20 protein-coding genes and 1 pseudogene are annotated in these 25,772 nt (G+C 36.7%); 19 read left to right on the plus strand and 2 right to left on the minus strand.

From position 1 onward, the window contains the following. Positions 1-20 precede the first annotated feature (20 nt). From ACFP65_RS09850 to ACFP65_RS09885, 8 genes are all read left to right on the plus strand, one after another. Entirely contained in the window at positions 21-1,874 is a 1,854-nt protein-coding gene (locus tag ACFP65_RS09850; RefSeq protein ID WP_379918155.1) for a rhamnogalacturonan lyase, read from the plus strand. 182 nt (positions 1,875-2,056) lie between these two features. After that, a complete protein-coding gene (locus ACFP65_RS09855; protein WP_379918157.1) occupies positions 2,057-4,345 on the plus strand; it encodes a helix-turn-helix domain-containing protein in 2,289 nt (762 codons plus the stop codon). 18 nt (positions 4,346-4,363) lie between these two features. Further along, positions 4,364-5,077, plus strand: a complete 714-nt coding sequence (locus tag ACFP65_RS09860; RefSeq protein WP_379918159.1) for a DUF1961 family protein — start codon at positions 4,364-4,366, stop codon at positions 5,075-5,077. Next, positions 5,070-5,756 (plus strand): YesL family protein, encoded by a 687-nt coding sequence (locus ACFP65_RS09865; protein ID WP_379918161.1) that lies wholly within the window; start codon positions 5,070-5,072, stop codon positions 5,754-5,756. Before ACFP65_RS09860 ends, ACFP65_RS09865 begins: the two co-directional genes overlap by 8 nt. After that, positions 5,753-8,269 (plus strand): hypothetical protein, encoded by a 2,517-nt coding sequence (locus tag ACFP65_RS09870; RefSeq protein ID WP_379918163.1) that lies wholly within the window; start codon positions 5,753-5,755, stop codon positions 8,267-8,269. The genes ACFP65_RS09865 and ACFP65_RS09870 overlap by 4 nt, the downstream gene beginning before the upstream one ends. A 295-nt stretch (positions 8,270-8,564) precedes the next feature. Continuing rightward, positions 8,565-10,073, plus strand: coding sequence for an extracellular solute-binding protein (locus ACFP65_RS09875; protein ID WP_379918164.1), 1,509 nt, complete (start codon positions 8,565-8,567; stop codon positions 10,071-10,073). Positions 10,074-10,143: 70 nt separating this feature from the next. Next, positions 10,144-11,112 (plus strand): ABC transporter permease, encoded by a 969-nt coding sequence (locus ACFP65_RS09880; RefSeq protein WP_379918166.1) that lies wholly within the window; start codon positions 10,144-10,146, stop codon positions 11,110-11,112. Between the two features lie 17 nt (positions 11,113-11,129). Then, positions 11,130-12,023, plus strand: a complete 894-nt coding sequence (locus ACFP65_RS09885) for a carbohydrate ABC transporter permease (protein WP_379918168.1) — start codon at positions 11,130-11,132, stop codon at positions 12,021-12,023. 97 nt (positions 12,024-12,120) lie between these two features. Here the strand turns inward: ACFP65_RS09885 and ACFP65_RS09890 are convergent, their stop codons facing one another. After that, a complete protein-coding gene (locus ACFP65_RS09890) occupies positions 12,121-13,107 on the minus strand; it encodes an AraC family transcriptional regulator (protein ID WP_379918170.1) in 987 nt (328 codons plus the stop codon). Between the two features lie 296 nt (positions 13,108-13,403). On the opposite strand from ACFP65_RS09890, the gene ACFP65_RS09895 reads away from it, so the two are divergent. From ACFP65_RS09895 to aldA, 8 genes are read left to right on the plus strand one after another with little or no spacing between them, the layout of a single operon-like run. Next, positions 13,404-14,363: a TRAP transporter substrate-binding protein gene (locus ACFP65_RS09895; protein ID WP_379918313.1), complete on the plus strand. Its 960-nt coding sequence runs from the start codon at positions 13,404-13,406 to the stop codon at positions 14,361-14,363. Between the two features lie 16 nt (positions 14,364-14,379). Continuing rightward, positions 14,380-14,907, plus strand: coding sequence for a TRAP transporter small permease (locus tag ACFP65_RS09900; protein ID WP_379918172.1), 528 nt, complete (start codon positions 14,380-14,382; stop codon positions 14,905-14,907). Then, positions 14,897-16,186: a TRAP transporter large permease gene (locus ACFP65_RS09905; protein ID WP_379918174.1), complete on the plus strand. Its 1,290-nt coding sequence runs from the start codon at positions 14,897-14,899 to the stop codon at positions 16,184-16,186. Before ACFP65_RS09900 ends, ACFP65_RS09905 begins: the two co-directional genes overlap by 11 nt. 45 nt (positions 16,187-16,231) lie before the next feature. Next, the gene (rhaB, locus tag ACFP65_RS09910; RefSeq protein WP_417498546.1) at positions 16,232-17,647 is read left to right on the plus strand and encodes a rhamnulokinase; all 1,416 of its coding nucleotides are present in this window, start codon (positions 16,232-16,234) and stop codon (positions 17,645-17,647) included. 2 nt (positions 17,648-17,649) lie between these two features. Further along, entirely contained in the window at positions 17,650-18,909 is a 1,260-nt protein-coding gene (rhaA, locus tag ACFP65_RS09915; RefSeq protein WP_379918178.1) for an L-rhamnose isomerase, read from the plus strand. A gap of 28 nt (positions 18,910-18,937) precedes the next feature. Next, positions 18,938-19,759: a rhamnulose-1-phosphate aldolase gene (gene rhaD / locus ACFP65_RS09920; protein ID WP_379918180.1), complete on the plus strand. Its 822-nt coding sequence runs from the start codon at positions 18,938-18,940 to the stop codon at positions 19,757-19,759. A 33-nt stretch (positions 19,760-19,792) separates the two neighbouring features. Beyond that, positions 19,793-20,104 carry an L-rhamnose mutarotase gene (gene rhaM, locus ACFP65_RS09925; protein WP_379918181.1) on the plus strand — a complete coding sequence of 104 codons (312 nt, stop codon included), beginning with the start codon at positions 19,793-19,795 and terminating at the stop codon, positions 20,102-20,104. Positions 20,105-20,141: 37 nt separating this feature from the next. Continuing rightward, positions 20,142-21,596 carry an aldehyde dehydrogenase gene (gene aldA, locus ACFP65_RS09930; RefSeq protein WP_379918183.1) on the plus strand — a complete coding sequence of 485 codons (1,455 nt, stop codon included), beginning with the start codon at positions 20,142-20,144 and terminating at the stop codon, positions 21,594-21,596. A 25-nt stretch (positions 21,597-21,621) separates the two neighbouring features. Here aldA and ACFP65_RS09935 read toward each other — a convergent pair whose 3' ends face one another. Further along, positions 21,622-22,431, minus strand: coding sequence for a helix-turn-helix domain-containing protein (locus ACFP65_RS09935; protein ID WP_379918185.1), 810 nt, complete (start codon positions 22,429-22,431; stop codon positions 21,622-21,624). Between the two features lie 144 nt (positions 22,432-22,575). Here ACFP65_RS09935 and ACFP65_RS09940 point away from each other — a divergent pair, with 144 nt between their 5' ends. The 3 genes and pseudogenes from ACFP65_RS09940 to ACFP65_RS09950 form a co-directional block, all read left to right on the plus strand. Then, positions 22,576-24,150, plus strand: coding sequence for a hypothetical protein (locus tag ACFP65_RS09940; RefSeq protein WP_379918187.1), 1,575 nt, complete (start codon positions 22,576-22,578; stop codon positions 24,148-24,150). Positions 24,151-24,225: 75 nt separating this feature from the next. Next, a complete protein-coding gene (locus ACFP65_RS09945; RefSeq protein WP_379918189.1) occupies positions 24,226-25,188 on the plus strand; it encodes an ABC transporter permease in 963 nt (320 codons plus the stop codon). A gap of 21 nt (positions 25,189-25,209) precedes the next feature. Continuing rightward, a pseudogene (locus ACFP65_RS09950) lies at positions 25,210-25,772 on the plus strand (hypothetical protein); the annotation flags it as partial.

A 25,772-nucleotide genomic window follows, 5' to 3' on the forward strand; every position in this document is an offset into this window, starting at 1 on the left:
TCCACTGGAGGAGACATAAAGTGACGCAAATCATAGAAAAAGTCGGAAAACAGTTAGAGTATCTTGATAGAGGGTTAATTGCGGTGAAGACGGATAAAGGAATTTTGGTTCGTTGGCGGATTCAAATCACTGAGTACGCAGAAGCTCGTTTTGAATTGTATAGAGATAAAGAAAAAATTGCCGATATCAATCAGTCTGAAAATAGTAATGTTCTGGATAAAGAAGGTCGAATGGATTCTCAGTACAGCGTTAAAACGATCTTACCGGGAAAAGAAGCGACTTGGTCAGAATCTGTAAGTGTTCACGAGCATCCTTATTTTGATATTCCTATGCAAAAACCTGCAGATGGCATCACACCTGATGGGAAGACGTATACTTATTCAGCAAATGATCTTTCGGTCGGAGACGTCAATGGAGACGGTCGTTACGAACTTTTTGTGAAATGGTATCCCAGCAATGCAAAGGACAATGCCCATGAAGGATATACCGGAAATACTTATCTGGATTGCTATACGTTAGAAGGGAAACAACTATGGCGAATCGATCTAGGGGTAAACATTCGCTCAGGCGCCCATTACACACAATTTCTAGTTTTTGATTATGACGGAGATGGAATCGCCGAACTCCTATGCAAAACAGCTGATGGCACAATTGATGGAGTAGGCACGGTCATTGGAGATGCGACTCTAGACCATAGAAACGAACAAGGTTTTGTAGGCGAAGGTGCGGAATTTTTGACACTTTTTGACGGTGAAACTGGAAAAGCTTTGGATACGATACCTTATAAACCAGATAGAGGAATCCCTGGAAGTTGGGGGGATCACGAATGGAATCGTGAGGACCGCTTCTTGGGTGGCGTAGCTTATTTGAATGGTCAAACGCCTAGTGCTCTTGTTTGTAGAGGCTATTACACGAGAGCAGTCATAGTTGCTTATGACGTGGAAGATAAAAAACTTGTGGAACGTTGGACAATGGATTCTGACGATGGAGTACCAGAACTGATGGGTCAGGGCGCCCATTCTCTAAGTGTTGCAGATGTTGACGGAGATGGGTTTGATGAAATCATCTATGGAGCGGCCGTGATTGATCATGATGGTTCTTTACTATATTCCACAGGTATCGGACATGGCGATGCACTTCATGTTGGGAAATTTGATTTGGACCGTGACGGTCTTCAAATTTTTATGACACACGAACAGACACCAAATGAACATGGATTCGAGATTCACGACGGGAAAACGGGAGAAATTTTATTCAGTATCCCTTCTCCTGATGAAGATATCGGACGTGGTATCGCAGCAGACATCGACCCAAGGTACAGAGGGGTTCAACTGTGGGGCTATGCACCAGAAGGACCACTTAGAGTCAAAGGAACAGAAAGCTACTATACCGTTAAAGGAGAAGTGATTGACGGTCCGGTTTTACCAGCTAATTTCGTGATTTGGTGGACAGGAGATTTAGGTAGAGAGATATTAGATCATGATTTTAATCCAGATACAGAAGATGGTATCGGAACGATCATGAAGTGGAACTGGGAAAAAGGGGAAACAGAATTATTATTAAAAGCTGAAGGAACGAAGTCAAATAACGGGACTAAAGGAAATCCAAATATTCAGGCAGATTTGTTTGGAGATTGGCGTGAAGAAGTGATTTGGAGAGCAGATGACTCAACATTCCTTAGAGTATACACCACCCCTTATTACAGTCCACATAGACTATACACTTTGATGCATGACTCTATGTACCGCGTAGCAATCGCTTGGCAAAATGTTGCATATAACCAACCACCACATCCAAGTTTTTATATTGGATATGATAAAGATGCGATTCAAATTCCTTTACCAGAGGTTCATTTAGTGAAGAAAAACCAATAGAACGTTACTGCTATGAAGTGATTTACCATATAATCGTGACAAATTCCTTAGATAAAGATGAGCAGATTGCTGACACAAGAAGCGTCTTGTTCATCTTTTCTAATTTACTTAGATGTTTAATAAAAAAACATCCATACTCTCAGACGCCTTTTTAAAAGTATGACATCGGGAGGGATAATGATTTGAAACCATTGATCCAATTGAACTGGAGACGCTTTTTAAAAGCAATTACTTATTCAAAGCATATTGAAAAGAAAAAATGGATATTGATTTTATTGGTCATCAGCATACCCAGTCTGTTGATTGGTTTAATGATGTATGTTTTTGGTATTGCGCATCTGAAAGCAGAATTAATTGAAAACCACGAAGAACAGATTGCGAATCAAGTAGAGTATATGGATTCACAAATTAGAAGTCTGGAAGTGAATTTGAACTATCTCAGTCATGAACGTCCGTTTAGAAGATCGTTAGCGGATGTTAATTTTCAAGAGGATTTTGAAATGACAGAGCAACTGTCTAGCACGCTATTTTCAATGCAAAATAGCAATACTTTAATAGAACAGGTCCATCTTTTCATCAATTCTGAAAGACCTTCTGTATTCAATCCTCAGTTTCATTGGACAAATGAAGAGATTACAGCAGAGTATCAAAGATATCTTACAAATGAAGAAACCTTTTTCTGGGAAAGAAATTATATAAAGGCGGAAGAGGCTAATCATAAATTCCCGCTTGTACTCGTAAGAAATCTATCTTCCTATCAAACGTTTGATGATAATGCTTCTGTGTCGTTTGTCGTTGAACTGAATCAGGACTCGATGCTACAGATGATTGATGGATTAAGTATGAATAGTGAGGGGACAGCTTTTCTAATTGATGAGAAAACCGGGATGATCGTCTCTTCCAACCATAATCGGTCACGTTTTCTGATTGATAATTTACTTAACGAAGAACACACTGAACCTTCATTTACAACAAGCTGGGATGGACAAAGTTATTCTGTTTCATCAGGTTCTATCAACCGAGTAGATACAGATTGGACGTATATGTCCGTTGTTCCGATTTCTTATATCACAGCTCCAATCGAACGGTTATCTCAAATACTGATTGTCACAAGCCTTATAGGTATGATTATCTCTTACATTATTGGAAATTTTGCATTGAAATCTGTTTATCAGCCATTTTCCAAATTTATGGATGCCATTAGCACAGAAGGCGACGATTCTGAAAATACGATTGACTCCTTGAATCGAAATTGGAAAGCAATCAATCAAGAGAAAGAATTTTTAGAGATGGAAGTAGACCAGTTAAATCAAAAGCTGATTGAACATTTCATGACGCAACTGGTAAGAGGTCAGTTAACAAGTGATTCAGAAGAAACGCTGCGCGAACGTGCAGAAAAATATCATATCGATGTCGTTAACAAACATTTTTACTTTATGGACATTGAACTCACGGATAAAAAGAAAAAACCTTTACTGCAAAAAAAGATAGAAGAGTGTATTGATAGTACCAACTATCCAATCCAATTCAATGATCGTTTTACGGGAATCGTATGGATTGTAGAAGATGAAAACGAGTTAAAACCACAAGTTGAAAAGCTTTATCAATCCATTAATGCAGATGTAGCTATGGACAAAGTGATTATGCTACTCAGTCATTCAGTGGAGCAGTTATCGGATATCTATCAAGCTGTAGAACAAGTTTATCAGAGGAAATACAAGAAAAACGTTTATGAACATACGGTTTTGATTTGGTTATCTGATCTTGAAGAAGGTCAACAGCAGCATATTCCTTTGGATTATCCTTTTTCCATTGAGAGTGACATCATACAGGCAATCGATTATCTCAATTTCGACCGAGCCGTTCAACTGTTGGATCAATTTATTCAACTACTTGTTGAACAAGATGAAAGAAGTATTCAGTATGGCTTCATACAGTTGTATAGTGGGATTCAGTCTCAGATACTAAGAGATGGGTTGAGTCCTTATAAAGTATTTGAAGGTAGAAATATCATGAAAGAAATCATGCATAACTATGATATTTTGAATTTAAAACAATTGCTCATCGAACGTGTAATTAAACCTTATATCACCGCAAAGGAATCAGAAGACTTAACGACACAGGAATATATTGTAAAAGAAGCCATCAGATATATTCAGGCCAATTATATGTATGATCTTTCACTGGAAGAATGTGCGGAAGAGCTCGAAGTCAATACGTATAATTTGAGTAGGTGGTTCAAGCAAGCTGTAAAAGAAAACTTTTCAGAATATGTGACCCATTATCGAATGGAAAAAGCTAAAAGACTTTTAGCTGATACGGATAATAAAATAGGGGAAATAGCGGAAAGCGTGGGCTATCAGAATAGTTACTTCAACCGATTATTTAAAAAATTGTTTTCCATGACACCAGGCCAATATAGAAAACTGCATCAGAAACCAGACCAGCTTGAAACTCGGTTCAAATCTTGAAAGAGAGGGTGGTAAAAAATGGAAGCAAACTACTTGTTTGAAAAAGGAAAACAGCTTTACCAAAACGCATTAAAAACTGAAGATGATTTAAAAGATTTCGTTTCTGAGGGTACAGTGGTAACTTCAATACAAAATAATGAACTTATATTGGAACAAGAACAGAATAATGATGATACCCACTTTGTTTATTGGAACAAAAAACACTTTCCTGACAACATTGTTATCGAGTGGAACTTTAGACCATTAGCTGAGCCGGGTTTATGTATGCTGTTTTTTGCGGCAAGCGGAAAGGGAGGAAGAGATTTGTTCGATACAAGTCTTCCCGCTAGATCTGGAAAATATCCGGAATATCATTCTGGAGAAATCAATGCCCTACACTTATCTTACTTTAGAAGAAAATGGGAAGAAGAGAGGGCCTTTCATACGTGTAACTTGAGGAAAAGTGCTGGATTTCATCTGGTTGCTCAAGGAGCTGATCCTATTCCTTCGGTTGTTGATGTTAATCAGAACTATCAGATGAAACTGATTTATTATAAAGGGATTGTTCAATTTTCTATCAACAATCTTGTCGTTTTAGAGTGGGAAGATAAAGATCCTTCAACGGGACCAGTACTTCAAACAGGTAAAATCGGGTTTAGACAAATGGCACCAATGAAAGCAGCTTATAGTCGGTTGAGAATCAGTGAAGCGCATTTGATCCATAGAATGAAGCGAGGTGAAAAGGATGAATAACCCAAATGGATTTATGGGGAGATTATACCAGGGAGTAGAGTTTCTTTATCATTTACTCTTTTTAAATGTACTGTGGCTTGCCTTCACTTTACTAGGTGGAATCGTTCTAGGTTTTGGTCCGAGTACAGTTGCGTTATATGCTGTAACAAGAAAATGGATACAGAAAGAGATTGGAACGGATAAAGATATTTTTTTGACTTACTGGACGACCTTTAAAAAAGAATTTATAGCAGGAAATATCATTGGTTGGAGTACATTGATTGTTTTTTATATGCTTCTTGTAAATTATCGGTTTACGAACCTCAGAACAGGTTCGGTGTTTGCTTTTGTAAATGCCGGGACGATTGTAATGGCTGGAATATTATCTATTTTATCGGCTTACCTTATCCCGCTTTATGTTCATTATCGATTAAAATGGAAAGATTACCTGACTAAAGCTTTAATTCTATCCTTTATCCAACCTTTACCAACCCTACTAATCGTTTTCTGGTTAGTTCTGGTTGCCTTTCTGACATGGCGTTTATTCCCCTTTTCTCTACTAGTCAGCATGAGTGGGCTTGCCTACGGCTTAATGGGCATTTGTTATTCATCTTTCATGAGAAATGAGTTCTTACTTGAAGATAAAGAAAAACAGAAAAGTAAACACTATTATTCTGATTACAAAGGAGAAAAGAAATGAAATTAGCTTGGTTAGATAAAGTGCCTGAGATTCCTACTGGTATAACATTTGGACTACCTTGGGGCAAAGGGGAAATAACAGAAGATCAATTGCTTAAAGGATTTAAATTGAATCATCACCCCATACAAAGTTGGCCTACAGCTTACTGGCCGGATGGAACCGTCAAATGGACCGCTCATTCTGGTATTGTAAGTGTAGACGATCAAGATCTTGAACTATCTTTATCCAAAGATCAATATCAAACACAATCGGATCTTTATTTTGAGGAGGACGAAGAACACTTAAAGATAGATAATGGTCTAATGAGCGTGACCTTCAATAAAACGGGCACGATATTAATCAAAGAAATTACGAATCAGCAGTCAGAAATAGTTGCTAAACATGGACGTTTGATCAGTACTATACAAAGGATCGAAAAAATAGAGCAAGCAACCATACGTAAGGATAGTCAACAGGAAACGACCATAACATCTGTTTTACTTGAAAGAATCGGATCTTTTCAGGCAACGGTAAAAATAAGTGGATATATGGGAGAAAATCGACTATTACCTTTTAATTTCAGAGTTAAAATATATAAAGAGTCTCCCGTTTTGTCGATTGTTTCCACTCAATTTTATAACGGAGACCCAGAAAAAGACTTTGTCAGTAGTTTGGGATTTGAACTGGAGACATCATTTAAAGGAGAAGCTTATAATAGACAAGCGAGGTTAGCGAGTGGTCAGAAAATTTATAATGAGGCTGCGCAAAATCTTGCGACTAGACGTTACCGCTCATCCTCTCTTTATAAGAAACAATTGAATGGACAAATTATCCAGAAAAATGCAGAGACCGAGGCAATCATTTCTGAATCCGCAGGTAATGCGATTTGGAATGATTATACCTTCTATCAGAATACTGCGTCGAGTGGTGTCTATCGAAAGAGAACCCATCGGGATAGTGCTTGGTTAACGGTACCGACGATTGAACAGTCTGATGGTTTGCTTTATGCAGGTGGAGTAACAGGTGGGGTGGCTATTGGGCTAAGAAATCTTGCTGAAAAGTTCCCAAGTCAACTGTCTATTAGCAATTTGAATGAAGACGTTTCTAAAGCAACGATTTGGTTCTGGTCTGCTGAACATGAACCAATGGACTTGAGACATTATGATCATCAAACACATGTGGATGCTGCATATGAAGGGTTCCCTGAGATGAGAGCGACTCCGGTCGGAATTTCAAATACTGATGAAGCGATGATTATGCTGTTTGATCATATTCCAGAGGATAAAGAATTAATAGAGTATGCTGCTCAGTTAAATCAACCACCTCTACTCGTCGCTTCATCAGACTATTATTTTGGAACGAAAGCAACTGGAGAATGGAGCCCAGTAAGTAAGGCTTCCAAAGAAGATCAATTTATCGAAGAACAATTGCAGTTTCTACTGGATTATTACATTCAAGAAATTGAACAAAGAAGCTGGAAGGGCTACTGGAACTTTGGAGATATTATGCATTCCTATGATAAAGACAGACACCAATGGTTTTACGATACAGGCGGTTACGCATGGCAGAATACTGAATTAGTGCCTAATCTTTGGTTATGGTACAGTTTCTTTCGAACAGGAAGTGCAGATACTTTCCGTATGGTTGAAGCGATGTCGAGACATAATAGTGAAGTCGATCGTTATCATTTTGGAGAATATGCTGGACTTGGATCTAGACACAATGTCAGTCACTGGGGATGTGGCTGTAAAGAGGCTAGAATCAGCATGGCTTGTCTATACAAGTATTTCTATTATTTAACAGGTGATGAAAGAATGAAAGATCTGCTTGAAGAAACGAATCATGCAGATAAAACACTTGAAACGCTTGATCCGATGAGAGAGTTTTATGAAAAACCAGAAAAAGAAGACATCACCCATGCTAGACTTGGACCAGATTGGGCTGCTTTTACATCAAACTGGATGTCAAAATGGGAAAGAGATAAAGATGTTACGGCACTAAAAAGTATTCAGACCGGACTTGAGGGGATAAAAGCAAGTCCACATCGATTACTTTCAGGACCAACTTTTGAGTATGATACGACTTCAAAAGAATTGATTTATATTGGAACACCGAAAGAAGGTGCCTACCATATGGAAATTGCTTTTGGTGCTCCACAAGTTTGGATAGAACTAGCTGGATTGTTGGAGGACGATCAATTCCAAGATATGCTTGCTGAATTCGGGAAGGTCTACGCAATGGAAGATCAACAAATGATTGAACAAATGGATTCAGAAATTAGACCTCAAAAATTTGCCTGGCCGATGTTTTCAGCAGGGCTTGTTGCGTATGCTGCCAATCGGTTGAAAGATTCTGAATTAATGAAAATCGCTGAACATTATTTATTTGATGAAGAGATCTCTGGTATTCAATTACCTATTCAGATTGAAATGGTCGACACGTGGAAAGCGTTAAAAGAAATACCTTGGATGACCACAAATGTTGCTGCTCAGTGGAGTTTGAATGTTTTGATGTATTTAAAATATAGACGCTGAAAATTGGTTTTAATCGAGTGGACAAGAAGAGTAGTTTCTTGTCCTTTCTATTTTATCAAGTGATTTAAAGGATGAATAAGATGTTTAATCAATATTTAAAGCGTTTACAACAAAGTGTTATTTGTGCAAGAAAGTTAAATTTATAAAATCATATAGTGAAAAAACCTTGATATATAGGGAATATTATAGAAATTTGTATTACAAGAAGAAGATATTGTGGAAAATATGTAAGCGTTTTATTATTAAGTGGCAAAGAAAACAATATATCTACAAAAATAGAAAAGGGGATTGGATTATGAATTCTTGGAAAAAGAACTTAACGTTATCTGCATCACTTCTATCAGCTACATTACTAGTAGCTTGTGGAGACGGAGGAAATGCCGAAGGAGGATCAGGTGATGGAGAAAGTTCAGGAATTGAAACAATCAACATTATGGCACCGACATTTGAAACAACTGCTCCACCATCTGGGAACGAATGGGAAGAAGCGTTGGTAGAATTTACAGATCAAAATATCAACATTGACTGGGTGCCAAATGTAAATTATACAGATAGGATGAATGTTACTCTAGCTTCAAGTAATATTCCACATGTTATGGTTGTCCAAGGCAAAGACCCAGGATTTTTAAACTCCGCAGAAGCTGGTGCTTTTTGGGAATTGACAGATTACTTAGATGAATACGAAAACCTCAGTCAATACAATGAAGATATTTTGTTGAATTCTTCTATAAATGGTCAAGTATTTGGCATACCTAGAGAAAGAGATATTATGAGATCCACTGCTATGATTAGACGAGACTGGCTTGAAAATCTTGGACTAGATGTACCAACTTCAGTTGATGAATTGTACGATGTCCTGACAGCCTTTACGAATGATGATCCAAACCAATCTGGCGCGGATGATACGGTTGGTATGATTATTCCAACTTGGTATGGTGCACTGGATACATTATCTGTTTGGACCGGCGCTCCGAATATATGGGGGTTAGAAGATGGAGAAATCGTTCCTACTTTTGCTACTGAAGGATATATTGATTCGCTAGAAATGGTTAGAAATATGGTAGACGAAGGACTGATCAATTCGGATTTCACTACTTTAAGCCCAGATGACTGGGATTCAGCAATGTTTAATGGTGAAGGTGGCGTCATCATTGATGTTTATTCCAGAGCTATGAGAATCAACAATTTATTTAATGACGAGAACGGAACTGAAAACGAAACTTATGTCGATATTACAGGGACACTGACTGCTCCGGATGGTAATGAATATGGTCAATCTACGGATGGGTACTCAGGTTTCCTAGCAATCTCTAAACAAACGGTCACAACAGAAGAACAACTTGAAGAAGTGTTGACGTTCCTAGATAAGTTAGTTTCTACAGAAGGTGCAAACTTATTGAACCACGGAATCGAAGGGGTAACCTATGAGTTAGATGATGAGGGATATGTTGTACCACTTGAAAATGATCTTTTACCGTATAGTTTGGAACAATTAAGTATGTACGGCGAAATCAATTCTATGAGGCCTGAAGGAGAAATGGCTGAAACACGTTACCGTCTGATGGAAGAAAATGAAGAAAATGCGGTATACAATGCAGCTGCTCCATTAGTATCTGATATTTATGCTCGTCAAGGATCTCAATTAGATGACATCATTGAAGATGCACGTGTCCGTTATATTGCTGGTCAAATTTCTAGAGAAGAATTCGATAATGAAATTGAAAGATGGTATTCAAGTGGTGGACAAAGTGTTATTGATGAATTAACTGAAAAACACCAAGAATTAATGGAAACGCAAGAATAAGACTTTGATGGAGTTAAAGGAGACTAGGATAATCGGTCTCCTTTATCTTTCTTATAGAAAGGGTGTAAATATGAGACAAGAAGTATCAACAGAAGTCTTAGAGAAACCAATCTCTTCTAAAAACGTAAAAAAGAAAAGTAAGCAAAAATATTTTTGGCAATATAAATACCTCTATTTAATGTTGTTACCCGGTTTAATTTATTTTGCAGTATTTAGATATGCACCGATGTATGGGATTCAAATTGCCTTTAGAAATTATGTACCATTCTTAGGGATGCATAGTAGTGAATGGGTTGGATTAGAACAATTCCGACAATTTTTCAGTAGTCCAGATTTTGGAAGAATTATGTTTAACACTTTGTTTATTTCTTTTTTAAGTGTAGCGGTATCTTTTCCAATTCCAGTATTACTGGCGATACTATTAAATGAATTGAGACACGCGGTTTACAAGAAACTCATACAAACTTTTATTTATATTCCACATTTTTTATCATGGACAATCGTTGTTGGATTGACGCACGTACTTTTCTCCATTAATGGAGGAGCAGTCACAGAAATTTTGGCATCAATATTTGGTGAAAGGATTGATTTTCTAGCCAATCCAAACTGGTTTAGACCGATGATTATTCTTCAACAAGTTTGGAAAGGGGCTGGGTGGGGAACGATTATTTTCCTAGCCGCACTATCAAGAGTTTCTCCAGAACAATATGAAGCTGCTATTGTAGATGGAGCTGGACGTTTTAGAAGAATTTGGCACGTTACATTGCCAGCAATTAGACCGACTATCGTCATTATGTTGATTCTGACAATGGGATCTGTATTAAGTACGGGTTTTGATCAGTTATTCTTGATGACGAACTCATTGAACCGATCCGTAGCGGATGTATTTGATACCTACGTGTATCAGATGGGGATCACTCAAGCAGCTTATTCTTATAGTGCTGCGGTTGGATTATTCAAGTCAGTTGTCGGAATCATATTGATTGTTTCAACAGATTTCATTGCTAAAAAAGTAGATCCAGATAGTGGACTATTTTAGAAAGGAGAAAAATAATTATGAGTACAAATGCTTCATTACACGAACTGCATAATACAAAAGGTGGTAGAATTTTTGATAAGTTAAATATTATATTCTTACTACTCTTTGCATTAACTACAGTCTTACCGTTTTTATATGTAGTAGCAGGATCTTTTGCTACAGAAGCTGAAATTGCTCGAAGAGCTTTTTTCATCTGGCCAGAAACGTTCACCCTGAATGCTTATAGACATATCTTTACTTCTCAGGCGTTCATAAGAAGTATCATCATTACAATTGGTGTTACAGTCGTTGGTACATTAACTCAATTATTTTTTACTTTTACAATGGCCTATCCATTATCGAAGAGACATTTAAAGGGGAATAAATTACTGATGAATATCGTTATATTTGCGATGTTGTTCAGTGGAGGAATGATTCCAACTTATCTGATTGTAGAACAACTAGGATTGATCAATTCATATTGGGCGCTGATTTTACCAGGAGCTATCAATCCATTCAACTTGATTATCATCAAAAACTTTTTCCAGCATTTTTCTTCAGAGCTAGAAGAATCTGCCAAAATTGACGGGGCTACAGAATTACAAATATTCTGGAGAATCGTACTACCGCTTTCCAAACCGATTATTGCGACTTTTGCACTGTTTTATGCGGTAGCGATCTGGAATGATTTTATGGGACCATTACTTTATATGCATGACACTTCAAAGTGGACTTTGCAATTGTTGCTCCGCCAAGTAACGATATCTTCAGATCCAAATGCTCTAGGACAAATGGATCCAGATTTTGTTCCTCCTGAAGAAGGGTTGAAGTTAGCCATTATCGTTATCGCAACATTTCCGATTATGTGTATTTATCCATTCTTACAAAAACACTTCGCAAAAGGCATTATGATTGGTTCAGTGAAAGGATAATGCTTTAAAGAGCTTAAATCTCAATAGGAATACAAACATATCCGTTTTAAATGACTCATATTTGTGGGGTCAACACATAGAAAAGCACAAGACTAATTTACTGGTCTTGTGCTTTTAATTTTCTATAGGCACCTGGATTTAACTTATACATTTCTCTAAATTTTCTGTAAAAGTAGGATTTGTTCTGTAAACCAATAGCTCTACAAACTTCTTCGATTGGAATCTCGGTGCTTTCAATCAAAAATCGTGCACGTTTCAATCGTTCCTCCGTGACTAATGAAACAAAAGTTTTGCCTGTTTTTTCTTTAATAATTTCGGATAAATAGTTTGTACTATAGCTTAATTGTTTCGAAAGTTGTTCCAGACTGATAGATTTATAGTTTGCTTCAATTTCCTTTAAAACTTGAATGATCATTTTATTCGTATGTGAGTCTTTTGGATTCTTATCCAGTTTATATTTTGTATTTCCAACTAGTTCCATAAACAAGATAGGAAGGTAGTAACTCAAAATTTCATTTGAAAAGGTGGATTCAGTAAAATATTTATTTAACATTTGTATCAGAATCGATTTGATAGACGGATTCTGACTACTTTCAAAGATGATATATTGACCTTTAGATTTTTCTGATACTGTCCGAACAAGAAACTGGAAAAGACTATTGTCTTGTGTGTTGACCTGACTTAGCAGCTTATGATCAAATTTAGTTTGAGGAAAGATAATATTGATTAAAATATCCTCATTTCTTAAAGGTTCAATAGAGTGGGTGGAGCCATGATCCAGAAGCAATAATTCTCCTTCTTTTAAAGTGTTTTTTTCTCCATTGATGGTCTGGTGACATTCGCCTTTGAGCATATAATTTAGTTCTAAAAATTGGTGGGTATGTTCCGGATATTTTGCAAATCTGTTATGTTTGCTTATGTAGATTCGGTCATTTTTAAGAAAGTATTGGTCTGTTAACACCATCTTTCCATTAGAATAATCAAAAGATTCCTCGGGTAGATCAATGATGAAATCACCATTTAATCGTTGTCTCTTTTCAATGGAATTATAATTATATAAGTACTGATAAACAATTTCCTGCATATGTTTAACCTCCTTTAGTTAGAATTATAGCTTAAATGAATCCGATTTCAACTTTTGTAACCTAATTCTAATGTACCTTCTTCAAATTTAACCTTAATCGGAGAAATGGTTACTATTTTACATAGATTTCGTCATTTATGATACATAGATATATCGATAAGATTGAATTATATAAAAGCGCTTTATTTATATTGTAACTAAAACTGAATTAGATCACTCAATTATTAAAGACGTAGTGATCATCATATGGAGGGAAAACCGTGTTAAAGAAAATTGGATTAAGTGTTTTATTTTTTATGATTCCAGTTTTAACTGGATGTGGCACAACAAGTTCTGCTGAAGATGTAACCGTGTTCAGATTCGCTTATGCAAGTAACAGTCAACCGGTTAAAGATTCGATGGCATTATTTGGAGAACTAGTAGAAGAGAAATCAAATGGTGGCATGCGGGTAGAATACTATCCAGATAGTCAGCTAGGAGGAGAAACCGACCTTATTCAATTAACCCAAACAGGTGCGATTGATTTCACAAAAGTCAGTGGAGCAGCACTGGAAGGATTCTCAGAGACTTATTCTATTTTTGGTATTCCATATCTGTTTGATGATGAAGAAAGTTTCTTCAAAGTTATGGAAGATGAGTCTATTACACAAGAAATCTATGAATCAACAAGTGATTTAGGATTTAGAGGTATTACTTATTACGACGGTGGACAACGAAGCTTCTATATGGCAGACAGTCCCGTAGAGTCACCAGATGATTTGGTGGGTAAAAGGATTCGTACGATGGAAAGTGAAACCGCTGTTAGGATGATGAGTTTATTAGGAGGATCTGCTGTCCCTATGGGTAGTGACGAAGTTTATGCTTCACTTCAGTCAGGTTTAATAGACGGTTCTGAAAACAATGAATTTGTACTGGTTACAGCAGGTCACGGGAATGTAGCAAACTACTATAGCTACGATCAGCATACGCGTATTCCAGACATCATCATTATGAATGATGAAAAAATGAATAGTCTCACACAAGAAGAGCAAGATATCATTTTGGAATCCGCAAAAGAATCAACTGAGTATCAAAAAGAAGTATTTAATGAAGCAATTGAAAATGAAAAACAAGAAGCGCAAGCACAATATAATGTGGAATTCAATGAAGTAGATAATGAGCCGTTTAGAGAATTGGTTAAACCAATTGCAGAAGATTTTGCGAATGACGAAAACTTTTCTGAACTCTATCAATCCATCATTGATGCGCAACAATAACTTAAGGAGAGAAAGTATGCAGACTTTTAAAAAGTACTTAAATAAATTTCTAGAAACGATATGTAGTGTTCTACTTTCTGTCATGTTACTACTTGTACTATGGCAAGTTTTTACGAGAACTGTTTTGAACAATCCAAGTACCGTAACAGAAGAAATCGTTCGATTTTCACTAGTCTGGTTATCCATGCTAGCTGGTGCGTATTCAGTAGGTAGAAATGCGCACGTAGTCGTTACCTTTATTCAAGATAAATTCAGTCGAAAATTTCGCTTTTGGATTGCTCAAGGAATCCATGTGTTTTTCATGTTGTTCTCTGTATCCGTTCTAATTTATGGAGGGATAAGAGGTGTTATGATTTCTGTCGCGCAGACGTCTCCTTCTTTAGGTCTTTCTATGGCAGTTGTATTTTTAGCAGTACCTGTATCGGGTATTTTCTTCTTTCTCTATAGTCTAATTAACTTGATCGACTTGAGAAGCGTAGGAGAACTGGTTGATGAAAATACTCGAAATGAGCTTGAAAAGGATGTGAACAATCGTGGCGTTTGAAGCAGGATTAATTTTAATTGTAATATTTATGGCGTTACTAATCATTGGTGTTCCAATTGCAATCGCAATAGCTGTATCTTCTATTTCAATCATCGTGATCAATTTACCACTGGATATTACGATGTTTACAGCAGCACAGAAAATCGTTACAAGTTTAAATAGCTTTACGCTCATTTCAATTCCCTTGTTTATTATGTCGGGCATTATCATGAACAATGGTGGGATTGCCAAACGGCTCATCAAATTTTCAATGTTGTTAGTCGGACGCATTCCAGGTGCGCTAGCGATTACCAATACGATTGGTAATGGACTATTTGGTTCAATGTCGAGTTCAGCCATTGCCGCTTCTACTGCAATTGGTGGGGTATTGGTTCCTCAACAAATCGATTCAGGTTATGACAGAGGCTTTGCTGCAGCAGCAAATATCGCTTCTGCACCGTCAGGAATGATCATACCACCAAGTACAGCTTTCATTATGTACTCTCTTGTAAGTGGCGCTTCTATCTCTGCGTTATTTTTAGGAGGTTATATTGTTGGTGCGCTTTGGATCTTAATTATTTCACTGATTTGCTTCGTTATAGCAAAGAAAAATAAGTATCCAATCGTTGAAATCGAAGTAACTGAAAGTAAATTAAAAATCATTATGGATGCTGTACCTAGTTTACTTCTGATTTTTATTGTTATTGGCGGAATCTTAACAGGATTCTTCACAGCAATTGAAGCATCTGCAGTATGTGTGGCGTATTCCTTATTGTTGTCTATGATTTATAGAACAATCAGCATCAAAGACTTCCCTAATTTATTCAGACAAACCATCGAAACGTCTGGAACCATTATGTTACTCCTTGCAACGTCTTCACTGATGTCATTTGGTATGGCGTTGAATGGTATTCCAGCAGCTGTCAGTGAACTTGTACTTGGCGTTTCTGCGAATGCATTCTTCACACTACTGATTATCAATGTCATTTTCTTATTCGTTGGATGTTTCATGGATGTCGGGCCAGCTATTTTGATTTTCACACCAATATTCTTACCGATTGTACAAGAAATTGGAATCGATCCAGTGCATTTCGGATTGTTTGCCATCATGAACTTTTCAGTAGGATCCATTACACCACCAGTAGGGACGGGTCTTTATGTTGGTGCAAGTGTCGCCCAAGTTAAGTTTGAGAAAGTCATCAAACCACTTTTACCATTTTATATTGCAATCTTGGGATTATTATTAGCTATCACTTATTTCCCAGAGTTGATTATGTGGTTCCCGAATTTATTAGGATAGAACAGTCGAAATTTTGAAATTTGATTTGTAAAAGAGGTGATGAAAGTGAATCAGTATATTGCGGTAGATATCGGCGCAAGTAGTGGGCGCCTAATCTTAAGTCATATAGAAGAAGGAAAACTTAAAATAGAGGAAGTTCATCGATTTGAAAATGGATTTCAGAAAATCAATCATCATGATCGGTGGAACATTGATGCACTGATTCGAGAAATTTTTATCGGTCTTGAAAAGGTTAAAGCGATGGGGGTAGAAAAAGCTTACCTTGGAGTGGACACATGGGCTGTTGATTATGTCATGGTCAACAAGGACAGAGAAAAAATTGCGGATCCTATTAGTTATAGAGATCAGCGAACTCAACATAGTATGGACCAATTAACCAGTAAAGTTTCCAAAGAATCTATCTATGAAAAGACAGGTATTCAGTTTTTAGAATTAAATACACTCTATCAGCTGTATGCAGAAAATAAGAAGCTACTAAAAAAAGCAGATAAATTATTGTTTATACCAGATTATATCGGTTTTGTGCTTACTGGAAAACAAGTGACTGAAATTACGAATGCTTCGACCACACAGATGCTGAACTTGAGAAGTGCTTTGTTTGATGATGAGCTGATGGAAATCGTTGAGGTCACAAACGATTTGTTTGCACCTTTAACAGATCCAGGTCAAGTGCTTGGCGTTATCCAAGAAAGATGGAAAGACCAGTTTGATATACCTGAAATTACGGTTGTGACCGTTGCTTCTCATGATACAGCTAGCGCAGTTGTAGGCGTTCCTTCAAATACGGATAAAAACTGGGCTTACCTATCTAGTGGTACCTGGTCTTTGATTGGAATAGAATCATCCGTTCCAATCAATTCACATGAGGCTTTCCAGCACAACTTCACAAATGAATGGGGAGCATATGGAACTTACCGTTTTCTGAAAAATATCATGGGACTATGGATGGTTCAAGAAATTAGGCGATTAAGTGAAGATGGATTAGGCTTCAAGGAAATGGCAGAGCTAGCTAATCAGGTACCTAACTTTCAATCTGTTATTGATGTAAATGATCCACGATTTACCAATCCAGATAATATGATCGAAGAAATTCAACTTGCTTGTAAAGAAAGCAAACAGCCGGTTCCTGAAACAACAGGCGAGCTGGTCAATTGTGTGTATTCTAGTTTAGCTAAAAGTTATGATCTGGAATTGAAAAATCTAGAAAAAATTACGGGGAAAACTATTGAGCAGTTATACATTGTAGGTGGAGGATCAAACGTAAAGAAACTGAACCAACTTACTGCAGATTTAACCGGTAAGGAAGTGTATGCTGGTCCAAGTGAAGCAACAGCGATTGGAAATATTGTCGTTCAGATGATAGCCGCGAAAGAATTAACAGATATTAAAGAAGCTAGAGAAATCATTAGAGAATCTTTTGAGATTGAGCGATTCCATTCAAAAAAAACTAAAGGAGTATAGATATGGATACTGAAAAAGTCAAAAGTCGTTATCAAGAAGCGAGTAGACGTTACAAAGAACTGGGCGTTGACGTAGAACAGGCTTTGGAAAAATTAGCACAAACCAAAATTTCCATGCATTGCTGGCAAGGAGATGATGTACTTGGATTTATGAACGAAGGAGGAGAATTATCGGGAGGGATCATGTCTACTGGGGACTACCTAGGAAGAGCACGAAACCCAAAAGAGTTAAGGCAGGATATAGACAAAGCACTCTCGTTGATACCAGGTCATCATAAGTTAAACTTACATGCAATGTATGCGGACACCGACGAAAAAATTGATTTAAATGAAATCGAACCAAAGCACTTTGAGAAATGGGTGGATTGGGCTAAGGAGAAACAAGTCGGATTGGATTTTAATCCTTCATTCTTTAATCATGATATGTTTAAAGATGGATTTACATTAGCACATCCCGATAAAGAGGTTAGAGATTTTTGGATCGAACACGGTAAACGTTCAAGAAAGATTGCGGAGTATCTGGGTAGAGAATTAGGTGAAGTTAGTTTCAACAACTTCTGGGTACCTGATGGAATGAAAGATAATCCAATCGATCGACTTTCTCCTAGAAAAAGATTAATGGAAGCGTATGATGAGATATTCGAAGAAGATTTAAATCCAGAATACACCATTGATACGGTTGAATCTAAACTTTTTGGAATTGGTGCTGAGGCGTATACAGTAGGTTCACATGAATTTTACATGGGGTATGGTTTATCAAGAAACAAAACAATTTTAATGGATGCAGGACATTATCACCCTACTGAAGTCATTTCAAACAAAATTTCAGCTTTAGCTTTATTCAGTGAACACTTGATGCTACACGTTAGTAGACCGATTCGCTGGGATAGTGATCATGTGGTTATTATGGATGATGAATTACAAGAAATTATGAGAGAAATTGTTCGAAATGAATTGTTAGACCGTACAGCCATTGGTTTAGATTTCTTTGATGCAACGATCAACCGAATTGCTGCATGGGTGGTTGGGGTTAGAAATACTCAAAAAGCTTTACTTAAAGCCTTGCTAGATCCAGTTGCAGAATTAAAAGATGCAGAAGCTAACTTTGATTTCACGAAAAGACTCGTTTATACAGAAGAAATGAAAGACCTACCTTATAGTGATATCTGGAATTACTTCTGTTTAATCAATGATGTGCCTGTTGGGATCGAATGGTACGAAGAAGTGAAAGCATATGAAAAAGACGTTTTGATGAATCGATAAAAATGAGTGAATTGAAGGAGTAGGAATAATGATTATGCAAAACATCGTTGAAAGTCAATTTGTTAGAGAAATGTGTGAAATCACGCAAGTCATGTACAGAAGAAATTGGGACGAGAGAAATGGTGGAAATATTACGCTTTTGTTAACCGAAGAAGAGGTTTCTCCCTATGCTAATTTAACGGATATCAAAAGAACGATTCCAGTTGATTTTGATGCTAGAGCACTTGCCGGGAAATATTTTTTAGTCACAGGTTCTGGAAAATATTTCAAGAACGTTGAAAAAGATCCCGAGTATAATCTTGGATTGATTCGTGTATCAGAACAAGGAAATGGTGTTGAATTGCTTTGGGGATTAACGGATGGGTCCGTTCCTACGAGCGAACTACCGAGTCATTTCCAAAGCCATATTGCACGCCTGAGTGTTGATCCAGAAAACAGAGTAATCATGCATTGTCATGCGACACACCTTTTAGCGATGACTTTTACACATTCTCTCGATGAAAAAGAACTTACGCGCAAGTTATGGAAATTATGTACCGAATGTATCGTCGTATTCCCAGAAGGTGTTTCTACGATTCCTTGGATTGTACCCGGTACAAATGAAATCGGAGAAGCAACTTCTGAAAAAATGAAAGAAACAAGACTTGTTGTATGGCCCTATCACGGTATATATGGTGCTGGTCAAACGATGGAAGAGACGTTTGGATTGATTGAAACAGTTGAAAAAGCTGCAGAAGTTTACACTCATATCCAAGCACAAGGGGGAATGAAGGCTGAGATTTCAGACGAACAACTCAAGCAATTGGCCGACAGATTTGGTGTAGAACCTAGAGCTGGGTATTTAAATTAAAAAGAACGAGCTGAACTGAAAGGAGGTGTTTGATTGATCAAAAAGGCCATTCGCATGAAAGTATATGCTGATCAACACGAAGAATATAAAAAGAGACATGATGAAATCTGGCCAGAATTAGAGCAGGCAATAAAAGAACATGGTTGCAAAAGTTACAGTATCTGGCTAGATGAAGAGACACATCTATTGTTTGGTTATCTAGAAATTGAAGATGAAGATCGATGGAACCAACTTTCAAATACTGCTATCAATCAAAAATGGTGGGCGTATATGAAAGACGTTATGGAAACAAATGAGGACGATTCACCAGTAACAGTTTCGCTTAAGAACGTTTTTGACATATAAACATCCATTGTGGATGATTTAAAAAGGAGAGAATCAAATGAGTTTAAAATTGGACCAGTACAAAATGTATATTGATGGAGCATTCGTAGACGCAAGTAATGGTGAAACTTTTGATAATATTAATCCTTCAACTGCTGAAGTGCTAAATCAGATTCCTAAAGCCACAGAGAAAGATTTAGAACGCGCATTAGATGCCGCAAATCGTGCTCAAAAAGAATGGAAACATGTACCTTCTGCAGAAAGAGCAGAATACTTATTTAAAATTTCTGATTTGATTCTAGAAAACAAAGAAACATTTGCAAAAATCATTTCTACAGAAGTCGGTAAAGTAAATGCACAGGCAATTGGAGAAGTTGAAGCAACAGCTGAATACTTCAAATACTATGCTGGTTGGGCTAGAAAATATGAAGGAGAAATCATTCCAAGTGATCGACCGAACGAAAATATTCTGATCTTCAAAAAACCTCTAGGTGTTGTTGCAGGTATTCTGCCATGGAATTATCCATTCTTCCTGATTGCACGTAAGGTGGCGCCGGCATTGTTAACAGGGAATACAACCGTTATTAAACCCTCAAGTAGTTCTCCAAACAATGCTTTAATTTTTGCTCAACTATTGGAGCAAATCAACCTACCTAATGGTGTTGTCAATATTCTAACAGGCGACCGCAGCTTAGGAAGTAAATTAGCTGAAAGTTCGAAAGTGGATCTCGTTTCCATTACAGGTTCTGTAGGTGCTGGTCAATCCGTTATGGAAGCTGCTGCTAAAAACATTACTAAAGTAAGTCTGGAATTAGGTGGAAAAGCACCTTCCGTTGTATGGAAAGATGCTGACTTGGATTTAACGGTTAAATCGATTGTTGACTCTAGAGTCATTAACACCGGTCAAGTATGTAACTGTACAGAACGTGTTTATGTTCATGAAGACATCAAAGAAGCCTTCTATGAAAAAATTACGGAAGCAATGAGTGCCGTCACGTATGGTAATCCGATTGAAGACGGATCAGTTGGTATGGGACCACTAATTACTGAATCTGGTTTACAGTCTGTAGCTGACAAAGTAGAACAGGCGAAAAAAGATGGTGCCCGCGTATTAACAGGCGGAAATAAAGATAATAGTAAAGCTGGTTATTTCTTTGAACCGACTGTTATTGTGGATACTAAAAACGATATGCAAATTATGCAAGAAGAAGTTTTTGGACCAGTACTTCCAATAGGGACATTCAGTACGCTGGATGAAGCATTAGAGATGGCCAATGATTCTGAATTCGGTTTAACTTCAGCAATCTTCACAAATGATACAAATGTGATGATGAAGTTCATCAATAACATGGATGCTGGAGAAGTTTATGTGAATAGAGAAAGTTTTGAATCAATTCAAGGATTCCATGCTGGATGGAAGAAATCTGGTATTGGTGGAGCTGATGGCCGCCACGGATTAGAAGAATTCCTTGCAACAACCGTAGCGTATATAGATTACGACGATAAAGTATAAAATTAAAACACTTCATTCTTAAGGTTCAATTTAAGAATGAAGTGTTTATTTTATTTATTTTTTTATAGGTGGATGGAGTCATTCCAGTAACTTTTTTGAATTGTCGATAAAAATGCACTTCAGTAGCATAGCCACATTGATAGGCTATTTGATTAATTGACAGTCGAGTAGTCGACATAAGATGTTTGGCATGAACAATTTTTATTTGAATAATATCTTTGCGAAAAGAAATTCCAAAGAGCTGTTTGTATAAGTATTGAAAATAAGATGTACTAATGCCCATTTTGGCAGCTATCTCATTAGGTTCATAATTCAAAGAAATACTAGACTGAATATCTAACCTTAACTTTTTTAATTTGCGATTAAATGGACTATAAGCATACTTAGTTGGTTCAGTCATATAAGATACATAAACATTATTTAATATTAGTTGAATCAACATAGAAAGATTTTGATCTCTGACGATGCCAGGAGTGTAACTAAATTCCCAAATCAATTCTTGTAAGAGTAAATTAATATTGGTTGATTCTGTGACTGGAATAAACGTATTACAAGGTAATCCAATCTTTTGGAACACAGAAACATCGCAGTCAAAATGAAACCAATCATCGATATATTGACCTGAAGGGTTATGATAACTATAAGGTGAATCAGGTTCAATAATGACTATAGAATTCGATTCAACGTCTGATATTATATCATTAATGGTAAAAGAAGCAGATGTTTTCACGTGCAGTAAAACGTAATTTGGAACCCCAGCAGGACGACTCATTTTAAATTTAGGGGTATGTCTGACGTTGAGGCCACCAGTTAAATATTTAAAATTCTCTGACATTAAGAAACCTCCATAAATTTTGAATGGTCGATAGTCAAAAAGGTTAGATAAAAATCGAAAAGGAAATTGTAGCGCTTACAAAAATATTATATCATTATTTTAACAGATAATACACAATGATTCAAAATTTGAGGGGGAAACAAGATGTCAAAAATAAGATTTAAAAGTACACTACTTTTAACAATCGCTAGTGCACTATTTCTTGCTAGTTGTGGGAATACAGCGCAAGACAGTGGGAATTCAGCAACAGAAATTCCGGATTTAGACAATGATTCACTATGGATTTGGGGAGGCGTAGCACCACATTCGTCAGTGGGGACAATTGAAAATTCGCCATTCCACCAAGGTCTTATTGAAAACACTGAACTTGATATCGAATGGCAGTTTGCTCCCGAAGGTACAGATGGAAATCAGGCTTATAATTTAATGATTACTCAAGATGTATTACCTGATTTAATTTGGCACAGTTGGATGGGTGAGGCGAGTCGAGCGATTGATGAAGGCGTTATTAGAGATTTAACAGACGATTTACAAGAAAAAGCTCCAAATTATTGGCAGTATCTGCAAGACAATCCTGATATTGATAGAGCTATGAGAACTGACGACGGTAAATATTATATGTTTAGTTTTTACAGAGAAGAACCATTTCAGTCAGTATATCAAGGACCCATGGTAAGACAAGACTGGCTTAATGAACAGAATTTAGAAATTCCTGAAAATATCGAGGATTGGACAAATGTTATTGAGAATTTTAATGAGAACTATGGAGCACAATTTTCATTCTTAACTAACTGGCGAATGAGTCCGGGATTAGCAGGTGCTTTTGGGGCCTATGGATCCTTTGAGCCTAGATTCTATTTAGAAGACGATGAAATCAAGTTTGCACAGTCACAATCTGAATGGAAAGATTATATGACTTGGCTAAATGATCTGAATTCAAGAGGATTACTGGATCCTGATTTTGTAACCCTTGATGATCAAAATATGCAGACGAAAGCTGCACAAGACCAGTTCGGTATTACCGTTATGAATGGAGGCTCATTGCTTACATTTAATAATGATGCTCGAGCTAATGATACCGGTGCTGAATGGATTGGGATTCCTTATCCGAACCAAGTAGATGGAACAAAATCTTCTTCTATATTTGCAGAAGATATGTATGTGGCGCAAGGATATGCAATTTCAACCAGCATAGATGAAGAAAGGTTAGATAATGCCTATAAATATTTAGACTGGGCATTTACAGAAGAAGGCTACAATTACTGGAACTTCGGTACAGAGGGTGAAACATGGGAAATGGTAGATGGAAAACCTACTTTTACGAACATAATTGAAGAACATGATTTGGATAAAGATGCTGCACTTGCTTTGTATACGGGGAATATCGGATATGGTTTAGGTGTACAAGCAGCTCGATTTATTGAACTAAGAACGGATGAAGCATCTTATGAAGCAGCATTTAACTGGTCAGAAGACCAAGAAGACGCAATCATGGCAAATGTACCTGCTTCTGTAACGATGACTGCCGAAGAAAGCCGAGAAGATGCCAATTTGTTGAATACGCTTAATACTTATGTTTTAGAAGAATCAATTAAATTTATCACGGGTGGTAGAAGTTTAGATGAGTTTGATGCATTTGCTCAAGAATTAGACGATATGGGATTAGATAGAATGTTAGAAATTCGTAATGATGCTTATCAAAGATACTTATCTAGGTAAGGCATAAAGTAGTAAAGAGGTAGTGCAGAGACTGCCTCTTTATTGTTTTTCAATAAATTTGAAAGGGGTCTTAAAATGGAAGATAGTTCAATAGACGGAAAATATGGGAGAACAGTAAAAAATAATCCATCTTACCTTGAAAGAGTAAAAAAAGACTTCCACCACAATAAAATTAAATACCTTATGGCATTGCCTGTTATTATATTTTTTCTAGTTTTTGCTTATCGTCCAATGTATGGGTTACTAATGGTATTTCAGAATTTTAGTCCACGCCTAGGTATTGAAGGAAGTGAGTGGGTAGGTTTTTACCACTTTCAAAGATTTTTCAACGATCCAAATGCGTTTAGAATCATAAGAAATACATTTAATATTAGTATTTGGAGTCTTTTATTCGGATTTCCAGCACCCATAATTTTGGCGTTATTAATCAACGAGATAAAAAATAAATATGTTAAAAGAATTGTTCAAACGGTATCTTATATGCCTTATTTTGTTTCAATCGTTGTTGTTTGTAGTTTGATTATTTTTTTCACTCAATCAAATGGACTGATTCCTAGTATGATGGACTTTTTTGGTTTACAAAGACAAAATATTCTAGCTAATCCTAGATATTTTGTTCCAATTTACGTTATATCTGGAATATGGCAAACAGTTGGTTGGGATTCTATTATCTATTTAGCAGCCTTGTCAGGAATCGATCAAGAACAATATGAAGCTGCTAAGATTGATGGGGCTAGTAAGTTTCAACAAATGTGGAACATTACCATTCCCGGGTTGAAACCAACTATTATCATTTTACTAATTTTGAGAATGGGCTCTCTACTGAGTGTTGGCTTTGAAAAAATATTGCTTTTATATTCGCCATCTACTTTCTCAGTTGCAGATGTAATCTCAACATATGTTTATAGAATGGGACTTTTGAATGCGGACTATAGTTATGCCGCAGCAATCGGATTATTGAATACATTAGTGAATCTAACTTTATTATTACTTACAAATCATATATCGAAAAAAGTTGCCGGCTCAGGGTTATTCTAACTCAAAGAAAGGAAGACGTGTATGTTTCAATCAAAAGTCTTAAAAAAGACAGTAAAGGATTCTCGCGGGGATCAAATATTTTCTTATTTTAATGGTGTCTTTATGTTTCTAATCTCGCTTGCGTGTTTATATCCAATCTGGTACGTGCTAGTAGCCTCATTTTCAAGTACCGGCGCTATTAATGCCAACTTAGGAAAATTACTTTGGCCACAAGACTTCAGTTTAGGGGCCTATTCAATGGCTTTAAGGCATCCACTAATTCTTTCAGGATTTCGAAATATCTTTCTGATATTAGTATTATCTTTGCCTTTACAGATGTTTATGACAATCCTTTGTGGGTATTTCATGGCTGCAAAAGATGTTATGTTCAAGAATATCATTGTTTCCTTCTTTATGTTTACGATGTTTTTCAGTGGAGGTCTAATCCCAATGTATATGAATCAAAGACAATTGGGACTTTATAATAATATTTGGGCATTAGTGATCCCTGGAGCTCTTAGTTTATTTAATGCGATTATTTGTAAGACTGCTATAGAAGTGATACCTGATAGTCTAACGGAATCAGCGCATATGGATGGGGCTGG

It is taken from the genome of Marinilactibacillus sp. GCM10026970 (assembly GCF_042660675.1).
Classification (GTDB): Bacteria; Bacillota; Bacilli; order Lactobacillales; family Carnobacteriaceae_A; genus Marinilactibacillus.